Raw genomic sequence first — 10,649 nt, forward strand, 5'->3', positions numbered from 1 at the left:
TCTGCAAATATTTTAAGCGGCTGACGGGACAAACACCGCATGATTATCGCATAACACAATAACTTATCAACTCAAAAACTCATGAACTAACAAACTCAACCAATAACTTATAAACTCAAGAACTCACCAACTAAAACCTAAACTCGTCTACTTGTCAACTCAAAACCGTCTCCCTCCCCTTTTGGGGAACCATCGGTCATCGACCGAATAGTCGCTGTCGGCTCAGCCGGTGCGACGGTAAACGAGGGAGGTAATGGCGTGGGTGGGGCTGTAGAGGAGCGGAGAGAGGTTGCTGCAGCGGCTTCTCAGCACTTCTGCCAAGCCCATTCAGCATTGCTGCAAAGCCGAAACAGCGATATTGCCTAGCCCCTGCAGTGAACTGAGGTTGCTAATTTACGAGTCTATTGGTTGATGTATTGAGAATGAAAAAAGATGTCTTGCTTTCTCATATCATCATATTACGATTGAACCACTGTGCAAATACAGGGTCGGTAAGGGTTATAATGTGATTCTCAGACGTAATAATATCACGTTCTAAGAGAGCTTTTTTCAGCCTTCCTATGTTTGAATAACTGCCTAGCCTATAAGTTTCGCGTGTCTCTGCCAATCCAAAATCGGAATGTTCACCACTTACAATGGCTCGAATAAAGTTGGTTTGATATTCCGTCAATGGTTCTACCATCTGCATAAACAGAATCTCATTAACATTCAGCAAGTCGGTTTCGGCTTGTCGGACTTTCTCATCTGTCACACATTCGCCTTCATTCGTTTGTGTATAGAGTATCCATGAGAGTTGCTGGACATAAGAAGAATAGTTATCAACAAAACGACAAATCTCTTCAGCTTGTTCACGAAGAATCGTCCGATTACCATCAGCAAAATGACTAACGATATATTCTACCCACTCTTCCGTAGGTATTTTTTCCAGCGCAATAAGGTCACCGAATTGATAGAAAGGCATACTACGATTGAGGAAAATATTGCTCATCAAATGTTGTTTGCTTCCAAAAAGACAGTATGAGACATGCTCTTGATGTTGCCACACGGCACGTAAACGAGCTTGAATCTGCTTACTACCTTCCATCTCGCCTATTTGCTGGAACTCATCTATACATACAACTATTCGTTTTCCTTTTTTGATAGCAATCTTTTCTGCCAAAGATAAGACTTCTTCGGGGGTGTGCGTCTTAGGAGATATACCCAAAGAAACACTGAATTCTGAATTGGGATCAGGAGAAATAGAGATTTTTGGAGCCAATCGGAAGATAAACTCTCTAGCCTCATCAAGCCAAAGTTCTTGACGGGAGGCCGTCTGCTTCAGCACCTCCGTCGCTAGTTTGTTGTAGAATTCATATTCTGTCTTGCAACTGAATATATCAAGAAACACCATGATAACCTCATTGGAGTCTAGCAATCTACTGACATGCTTCACCAAAGAGGTTTTACCTAAACGCCGAGCAGACATCAAAATAACATTAATACCTGTTTGAAACGCAGTTAATAATCTCTTTATTTCGCGCTCACGACCTGTAAAATTATAGTCACTCACAGCCGTTCCAAAAACAAAATTTCTCCTCATACAATCATGTATATATTGGTTACAGTACGCCAAAGATAGTAAAAAAAAGGTATCAAACAAAACAAAGTAACACAAAGTTGTGTGACACAAGGTTGTGTGACCGCGATAGATTGCGATGCAACCAACGTCTTCTTCTGTTTAAAAACGCTGAATGATGGTGGTTTACAATATTTTCTTTATCTTTGCAGTGTTCTTATAAGATAAATAAATTAAGTGATTATATCGGTATGATGATCGAAAACGAAATAAGCAGTTCGGTGCTCGCGGCAGTGAAAGAACTGTACGGACAAGATGTTCCGGAAAAGATGGTACAACTCCAAAAGACCAGAAGCGACTTTGAGGGTAGTCTCACACTCGTGGTATTCCCATTCTTGAAGACTTCTCGCAAGAGTCCCGAAGCCACGGCAGAGGAAATAGGTGCCTATCTACAGGAGCATTGCAAAGCAGTGGCTAAGTACAATGTAGTAAAGGGATTCCTGAACCTCAGCATCGCATCGGCAGCTTGGGTAGATCTGCTCAACGACATTCATGCCAACGAGAAATACGGCGAGAAGCCCGTCACAGAGTCTTCGCCGCTAGTAATGATAGAATATTCATCGCCCAACACCAATAAACCGCTGCATTTGGGACACGTGCGTAACAACCTCTTGGGATGGTCATTGGCTCAAATTATGGAAGCTAATGGCAATCGAGTTGTCAAGACCAACATCGTCAACGACCGTGGTATCCACATCTGTAAGAGCATGCTGGCTTGGCAGAAGTGGGGCGAAGGCGTGACACCGGAGACGAGCGGAAAGAAGGGCGACCACTTGATAGGCGACTTCTACGTGCTGTTCGATAAGCATTACAAGGCAGAATGCAAGGAATTAGAGGCTCAATTCAAAGCTCAAGGCATGACCGATAAAGACGCGGAAGACAAAGCGGCGGCCGAAGCTCCGCTCATTAAGGAGGCTCATGAGATGCTTGTGAAGTGGGAACAAGGTGATACGGAGGTACGTGCGCTATGGCAAAAGATGAACAACTGGGTATACGCCGGCTTCGACGAGACTTATAAGGCTATGGGTGTAGGCTTCGATAAAATCTATTATGAATCGGATACCTACCTCGTAGGAAAGAAAAAGGTAGAAGAAGGATTGGAGAAAGGACTCTTCTTCCGCAAAGATGACAATAGCGTATGGGCCGATCTTACCGGTGACGGACTCGATCAAAAGCTCCTATTACGTTCGGATGGCACATCGGTCTACATGACACAGGATATCGGAACAGCTCAGATGCGCTTCAGCGATTTCCCTATCGACAAGATGATTTACGTAGTAGGAAATGAGCAAAACTATCACTTCCAGGTGCTCTCATTGCTGCTCGACCGCCTCGGATTCAAATGGGGAAAGGAGTTAGTACACTTCTCTTACGGCATGGTAGAGCTGCCTAACGGTAAGATGAAGAGCCGCGAAGGAACGGTAGTTGATGCCGATGAACTGATAGCAGCAATGGTAGACGACGCCAGAAAGACCAGTGACGAACTGGGTAAGTTTAAAGACATGAGCGAGGAAGAGCGTAACGAGATTGCTCGCGTGGTGGGCTTGGGTGCGTTGAAATATTTCATCTTGAAGGTAGATGCACGCAAAAACATGCTCTTCAACCCAGCAGAGAGTATCGATTTCAACGGAAATACCGGTCCGTTTATCCAATATACATACGCTCGTATCCGCAGTATCCTGCGCAAAGCAGCAGCTGAAGGCATCGCATTGCCAACCGCATTGACCGACAATGCACCCCTCAACGAAAAGGAGACAGAACTCATTCAGAAGCTGAGCGATTTCTCTGTAGCCGTGGCACAAGCTGGAATGGATTACAGTCCGAGCGGTATTGCCAACTATTGTTACGAGTTGACCAAGCTGTTCAATCAATTCTACCACGACTACAGCATCTTGAATGCAGAGCGCGAGGACGAGAAAATCACTCGTTTGATATTGGCTGCAAACGTTGCCAAAGTCATTAAGAACGGCATGGCATTGCTAGGTATCGAGGTTCCGGAGAGGATGTAAAGACCTCTTCTCAGTCAAAACACCTCACCAATAGCCCCACTCCAACCCTCCCCAAAAGGGGAGGGAAAATCTCTAATACATCATGTATATCTACGAAACAGCTGAAAGTAGCGAATACGAGCTTCTGAAAAAGTTTGCAGAAGAGAACAGACTCTGCGCAACGGAGGCTGAGCGTATCCTGTGGACTGCATTAAGAGGGAAACAACTGGATACATATAAGTTTCGTAGACAGCATATCATTGGTGAATACATTGCAGACTTCGTATGTTTACACGATAAGCTTGTGATAGAAGTTGATGGTGTTTATCATGAAAGAGGGCTTCAACCGATGCACGACCGAGAACGTACCGAGTTCTTAAACAGCAAAGGATTCAAAGTTATTCGATTCAAAAACGAAGATATTATTGCTAATATAAATGGTGTCATTAATTCAATAAGAACTGAACTAACGCTATTAAAGAACAACAAAATGCAAACATCCATCTCCGCTCCGGTTCTTTCCAAAGAGGCAAAAATAGCAAACCCGCTGCAGAATAATACTCCCTCCCCCTTTGGGGAGGGCCGGGGTGGGGCTGCCATTGCCGTAGACGCAGCTTGCTCAGGCAACCCCGGACCGATGGAGTATCAAGGGATTGACCTACAGACAGGGACACAGATATTCCACTTCGGGCCCGTTCATGGCACGAATAACATCGGGGAATTCCTCGCCATCGTGCATGCGCTGGCCTTGCTAGACAAAAAAGGAATCACAGGATATACCATCTATAGCGACAGTTACAACGCTATATTATGGGTGAAAAAGAAACAATGTAAAACCAAACTGGAGCGCAATGCACAGACCGAACCGTTGTTTCAAATCATTGCGCGTGCCGAACTATGGTTACGTACTCATCGCGTAACCACCCCCGTAGTGAAGTGGGAAACGAAGCAATGGGGCGAGATACCTGCCGATTTTGGTAGGAAATAATCTCTTACCTTTTAATAATTACTCCCTAACTACCATTCACCAACTTCACTTTTAAGTGTCTATACAGCCATAACATGGCCGGTATAAGGAAAACATTTGCAGCTATCCAAGCCACCGGATCACCAAAACATACACCCACAAAATGGTATGCCGGCACTATCCAAAGGCTCACTCCACAACGCGCTATCATCTCCATCACACCACTCAACATTGACAAATTGGAGTATCCCAAGCCTTGGATGGAATAACGAAGCACACACAATAACCCCAAAGCCGGATAAAAATAATTGGCAATACGCATGAAGAGCGCCGCATTTTCAATCACCGCCCGCTGATTACCATCGACAAACAGCAGCATCATATAATCGGCAAAGGGATATATTATAATAAAGGTGAACAGACAATAGACTAACATTATCTTTGTAACCGCAACTATACCGCGTCGCACACGCACCAGTTGGCGTGCCCCAATGTTCTGTCCGCAATAGGTAGCCATAGCTACTCCGATGTTGTCAAACACACAAGTGAACAGGTATTTGATACGCATTGACGCTGTGAAGGCAGCCACATAGGCGGTTCCAAGGGCATTGTTGGCACTCTGAAGCATGATGATACCGATGCCGGTGATGGAGAACTGCAAGCCCATAGGGACACCGCTGTTCAGCAAATGACCTACCATAGAATCATGATAAGCTCTTTCTGCCCCCTGAGGTATCAATATTCGCATGCTTCGACGAATGTACCAAGCACACAATAGCGCTGAAAATCCTTGTGAAAGGAGGGTTGCGATACCTGCACCTTCTACTCCCATACCCAATATAAGTATCAATATCACGTCGAGAACTACGTTCAATACCGATGAAACAATAAGGAAATAAAAAGGTTGACGAGAATTCCCCAGCGCCCGAATGAAACCAGAAAGTAGGTTGTAAGCCATTGTAAAAGGGATGGCAAGAAACTGTAACATCAAGAATACATAGGCTTCATGGAAGATGTCGGAAGGCGTATTGACGAGCCCAAGGATACGATGACACAAGATGCAAGAGGTTCCGGTGATCACTACAGAGAGCACAATGGCGATACGAATAGAATTGGCTACATACGCTCGCATCTTACTATAATCCTTTGCACCAAACGTTTGGGCCACAGGAATTGCAAAACCTGCACACGTTCCATTGCAAAAACCCATAATCAAAAACATGATAGATGTAGACGCGCCGATAGCTGCCAAAGCCCCAACTCCAACCCAACGACCCACTATCGCAGCGTCGATAACGAGGTATAACTGCTGCAATATGTAGCCTAAAATCAGTGGAATAGAAAACTTGAGGATACCTCTTGCAGGCGATCCTACCGTCATATCAGTCACATTACTCATCTTCTTCAATCTTTTCCATGCAAAAGTATCACTTTTTACCGAACTATATAAGCTTTTACCGATGAGAATATGAGAAGTCTCTTAAATACAAAATAAGCTGCCACTATCCCCATCCAACCATCAAAAACACAAAGAATCCTAACACGTAAAGATTTATTTTGAAGTATGCAATATTTAATTTACCTTTGCATAAGATAGACTGCATATCAGCAATATAATGATTTAAACTAATACACTATGGACTCTTTAAAGAAAGAATTCGCATCAAAATTACTCAAAGTTAAAGCTATCAAACTTCAACCTAACAATCCTTTCACTTGGGCATCAGGCTGGAGCTCTCCCTTTTATTGTGATAACCGCAAGACACTATCATATCCAGAGTTGCGCAACTACATCAAACTGGAATTAGTACACGCCATACTCGAAGCCTTTCCTGAGGTCGAAGCCATCGCAGGAGTGGCTACCGGAGCAATTGCTCAAGGCGCATTGGTGGCCGACGAACTACATCTTCCGTTCGTATATGTACGTTCTAAACCAAAGGATCATGGCTTGGAGAACTTGATAGAGGGCGAATTAAGACCCGGTTCAAAAGTTGTAGTAGTAGAGGATCTCGTCTCTACAGGCAGCAGTAGTCTTAAAGCTGTCGAGGCAATACGTCGCGATGGATGCAACGTTATCGGCATGGTAGCAGCTTACACCTACGGATTCCCCGAAGCCGAAGAGGCTTTCAACAAGGCCAACGTGCAGCTTGTCACCCTCACAGATTACGAACATGTGGTGGCCGAAGCGCTCGATACGGAGTACATAGTAGAAAGCGATGTAGAGTTATTACATGAATGGCGCAAGGATCCGGCGCATTGGCACAAGTAAAATAACACCCCATATAACATGAGTACATTTGAAAGTAGCATCCGCGAGATAGCTTACTCGCAGCAAGCTGTCTACGATATGCTGAGCAACTTGAGCAATATCGAAAAGGTCAAAGGGCGCATCCCGGAGGATAAACTCAACGATCTTTCGTTCGATCAAGACTCTATAGCCATCAGCAGTCCGATGGGTGCGGTGAAGTTACACATCATTGATCGCGAGCCACCTAAGACCATCAAGTTTGAAACAGAGCAGAGTCCGCTCCCTTTCAACTTCTGGATACAACTCTTACCGGTGACAGATACGTCGTGCAAAATGAAGCTTACCATCAAGGCAGAGCTCAATCCTTTCATCAAAGGAATGGTTCAGAAGCCCCTCCAAGAGGGTATTGAGAAGATAGCCGACGCCCTACAGATGATACAATATTAATCTCTTTGCGGAGGAATATATCAAGAAAATGCTCATCCTCTTGTAGAGACGGAAAGTTTTCCGTCTCATAAGAAGAGAGCATTTATTACTATCCAACGCATTCAAATGAGGCGGAGTACGCTCCGTCTCTACATGCACAACAAAGAATTTTGGCACTTCTTTAGTGACTGTTTTGCCTATCAAGCAATGAAAGATAGGCGCAGAGAGACGACAAGAGACTTTTATAACAATAAGAAAATAACGAGGGTGGAACAAAAGGGAAACATATTTTGTCCCACACTTTTGATGGAGCGATGACTTATGGCGAACAAACTTTGGGAGAAAGACTTTGAAGTAAACAAGGAGATAGAGCGTTTCACTGTCGGTCGCGACCGCGAGATGGATCTCTATTTAGCCAAATACGACGTACTCGGTTCGATGGCTCACATCACCATGTTGGAATCTATCGGACTGCTAGGTAGCGACGAACTCCCCCTACTACTGGCCGAATTGCGAAACATCTATGACACTTGCGAGTGTGGAGAGTTCTGTATTGAAGACGGTGTAGAGGATGTTCACTCCCAAGTAGAGCTACTTTTGACGCGCAAGCTCGGCGATATGGGCAAGAAGATACACAGCGGTCGCAGCCGAAACGACCAAGTTTTGGTCGACCTGAAACTATTCACACGTCAACAACTCAAAGATATTGTCGAAGACGTCAAAGTGCTTTTCGACGAACTTATCGAAAAAAGCAACCGTTACCGCGACGTTTTGATGCCGGGTTATACGCATTTGCAGATAGCCATGCCGAGCAGTTTCGGACTTTGGTTTGGCGCTTATGCCGAGAGTTTAGCCGACGACATGCTCTTCCTTCAGGCCGCTTGGCGCATGACCAATCGCAATCCGCTGGGCTCGGCAGCAGGCTATGGTTCTTCATTCCCATTGAATCGCACGATGACAACCCGCCTGTTGGGCTTCGACTCTATGGACTACAACGTGGTATATGCGCAGATGGGGCGTGGCAAGACAGAGCGAAATGTGGCTTTCGCCATGGCTACCGTGGCCGGCACATTAGCCAAAATGGCTTTCGACGCTTGCTTGTTCAACAGCCAAAACTTCTCGTTTGTGAAGTTACCCAAAGAATGTACCACCGGTTCAAGCATCATGCCGCATAAGAAAAACCCCGATGTCTTCGAGCTGATACGTGCCAAAAGCAATAAGCTACAGAGTCTTCCGCAGCAGGTTATGCTCATCATGAACAACCTGCCCGTAGGTTATTTCCGCGATTTACAAATCATCAAAGAAGTCTTTCTGCCCGCTTTCGACGAACTCAAAGACTGCCTCCGGATGACAGCTTACATCATCAACAAGATGGAAGTGAACGAGCATATCCTCGACAATTCCATGTACGACCCCATGTTCTCGGTCGAAGAAGTGAACCGATTGGCCGCCGAGGGCTTGCCATTCCGCGATGCTTACAAGAAAGTGGGACTGGAAATCGAAGCCGGAACATTCAAGGCCGACAAGAATATACACCATACTCACGAGGGCAGTATCGGCAATTTGTGCAATGACAATATCCGGTCGCTGATGGAACAGACCATCAGTGAGTTCCATTTTGAACAAATGGAACAAGCCGAGAAAGCCTTGCTCGCAACGGGCCAAAGCAACGATAAGCAGTAATCCGTCAGTAAATAAACTTTTGACAGCTATCTTCCGGCAACTTCCAATAACTCTTAAAGGCCTATGAAAAAATTCCGCTTAACCGGTCTGCTAGCCATAATGCTATTGTTTACGACGGCTTGTAACACCAACCACAAGTACAGTAGATACCCTTGTTATGTTGTCATTGACAACAGCGTGCACCAAGATCCCGTGCTCGCACAGGCCATGACACCCTACGCCGGAGTCTTCGTAACCCTCACCGTCACCTCTCATGGTGGCGCACAATATTTCCGTTTTGTCAGCAATCAAAACACTTTCCACGAATCAATCTTCAACGCTATCGACTCACGCCGCTCGTTCCAATTGGGCATGAATGGAGCTTTGATAGTAGGATTCGGCAACTCCACCGACGCTACCTTTTATGCCTACGACCGCGAATGTCCCAATTGTTTCAACCCGGATGCCATTCCCGTGCGTAGCAAACCGCTCGCAGTTGCCTCCAATGGCATTGCCACCTGCCCTGTATGCCATCGCTCTTACGATTTAAACAGTGGCGGTTTTATTGTCAGTGGTGACTCCGGCGACAAGCTCATACGTTACCCTGCATCCTCAACAGGAGCTCTCGGCGTACTGTCAGTAAGATAAACCGTATTTCAAACCATCCCTATAATAAAAATGGGTACCCAATTTCTTGGATACCCATCACAGATTTGATCTAAACAGTATATAAGACTTCCGCTATTGCGAAAGTGAAATTATTTCATCTTTATTTGTTCTTTAACTTATCGGCAAATGTCGATTTACTCCCAATAACTCCTTGAATCAAAACCTCTGCGTATGCATGAAGCCTATCAACATAGGTCAGTTAACTTCCGATAACTCCCTAGCCGAAGGCTTTAACTCCCAACAACTCCTAAATAAGTCCCTACTTCAACCCCCTGTTTTCAAGCGTCGTATTGAGCAATAACACGTATTTAGCGAGTTGTTCCTTGTTCAACACATAGCGCATATTGCGTATATCGTTGGCCACGGCACGCTCTACCATCTCACGTTTATCATCCTTTGCTGCCACAGCGGCATTGTTCATCTCAATGGTAAAGGTGTTGTGTACATCCTCAGCTATCGAACGTTGGTCAGACGAGAGACGTAAAGTCTCGGCCAATTTGCGGAAATTAAAGTTAGTATTATATACCCTTGATACTTCTACAGCATTCGATTTTTCCTCGCCTGCAAATGCTGTCGTCATACCTAAAAGTACCACAAGAGCTATCATTATCCTTTTCATCATCTTTCTACCTTTCTATATTCAGAGACTCCCCTATCCTGTTTGGAGCCTTACTTTTCGCTGTTATCCTATTATAAATACGGTGTAAAGATAGCAACATTCCTCCCATCCCACAACACTTTTACCCACCTGTTTACGCAAACACCTACATTTTTTGACCTACATCAACATAGAAGGTCGGCAAAAGTCTTTATATAATGGTGTGAGATAGAAGATTTTTCGTCTCTACTTCTCTTTGTCATGACAATAAGCCACAGCGTGGCTATCTCATATATTAGCAGCCCTCGCAGCCCAATAGCAACTGTTTGATGATATAATTGAATTCGTAGGGACGCGACATGTCGCGTCCGCAGATATGTATATGCTACAATGCTGGAATAAAGAAGGTTGTGTATTCCCTCTCGAATGCGGCATGCCACATCCCTACAAAAGCCCCACCCCGCCCCGCCCCAAAG

Annotated in this window: 9 protein-coding genes; 6 read left to right on the forward strand and 3 right to left on the reverse strand. The window is 45.0% G+C overall.

Annotation, left to right across the window (positions count from 1 at the left end):
* Positions 1-445: 445 nt before the first annotated feature.
* Positions 446-1,579 (reverse strand): ATP-binding protein, encoded by a 1,134-nt coding sequence (locus HMPREF0671_RS10735; RefSeq protein WP_036900468.1) that lies wholly within the window; start codon positions 1,577-1,579, stop codon positions 446-448.
* 227 nt (positions 1,580-1,806) lie between these two features.
* Here HMPREF0671_RS10735 and argS point away from each other — a divergent pair, with 227 nt between their 5' ends.
* Together argS and HMPREF0671_RS12105 are read left to right on the forward strand one after the other, a co-directional pair.
* The gene (gene argS, locus HMPREF0671_RS10740) at positions 1,807-3,624 is read left to right on the forward strand and encodes an arginine--tRNA ligase (protein WP_036900483.1); all 1,818 of its coding nucleotides are present in this window, start codon (positions 1,807-1,809) and stop codon (positions 3,622-3,624) included.
* Between the two features lie 82 nt (positions 3,625-3,706).
* The gene (locus HMPREF0671_RS12105) at positions 3,707-4,591 is read left to right on the forward strand and encodes a DUF559 domain-containing protein (protein ID WP_082721723.1); all 885 of its coding nucleotides are present in this window, start codon (positions 3,707-3,709) and stop codon (positions 4,589-4,591) included.
* A gap of 25 nt (positions 4,592-4,616) precedes the next feature.
* Here HMPREF0671_RS12105 and HMPREF0671_RS10750 read toward each other — a convergent pair whose 3' ends face one another.
* Positions 4,617-5,969 carry an MATE family efflux transporter gene (locus tag HMPREF0671_RS10750; protein ID WP_036900471.1) on the reverse strand — a complete coding sequence of 451 codons (1,353 nt, stop codon included), beginning with the start codon at positions 5,967-5,969 and terminating at the stop codon, positions 4,617-4,619.
* Positions 5,970-6,206: 237 nt separating this feature from the next.
* Here HMPREF0671_RS10750 and pyrE point away from each other — a divergent pair, with 237 nt between their 5' ends.
* From pyrE to HMPREF0671_RS10770, 4 genes are all read left to right on the forward strand, one after another.
* Complete coding sequence (gene pyrE / locus HMPREF0671_RS10755; protein WP_036900473.1) at positions 6,207-6,839, forward strand: orotate phosphoribosyltransferase; 633 nt, start codon at positions 6,207-6,209, stop codon at positions 6,837-6,839.
* Between the two features lie 18 nt (positions 6,840-6,857).
* A complete protein-coding gene (locus tag HMPREF0671_RS10760; protein WP_036900475.1) occupies positions 6,858-7,265 on the forward strand; it encodes a polyketide cyclase in 408 nt (135 codons plus the stop codon).
* Positions 7,266-7,565: 300 nt separating this feature from the next.
* Positions 7,566-8,927, forward strand: a complete 1,362-nt coding sequence (argH, locus tag HMPREF0671_RS10765; RefSeq protein WP_036900478.1) for an argininosuccinate lyase — start codon at positions 7,566-7,568, stop codon at positions 8,925-8,927.
* Positions 8,928-8,990: 63 nt separating this feature from the next.
* A complete protein-coding gene (locus HMPREF0671_RS10770) occupies positions 8,991-9,554 on the forward strand; it encodes a hypothetical protein (protein WP_036900480.1) in 564 nt (187 codons plus the stop codon).
* Positions 9,555-9,834: 280 nt separating this feature from the next.
* Here the strand turns inward: HMPREF0671_RS10770 and HMPREF0671_RS10775 are convergent, their stop codons facing one another.
* On the reverse strand, positions 9,835-10,197 hold the full coding sequence (locus HMPREF0671_RS10775) for a hypothetical protein (protein ID WP_156958414.1): 363 nt from the start codon (positions 10,195-10,197) through the stop codon (positions 9,835-9,837).
* Between the last annotated feature and the right edge of the window lie 452 nt (positions 10,198-10,649).

The organism is Prevotella sp. S7 MS 2 (assembly GCF_000762865.1).
Taxonomy (GTDB): Bacteria; Bacteroidota; Bacteroidia; order Bacteroidales; family Bacteroidaceae; genus Prevotella.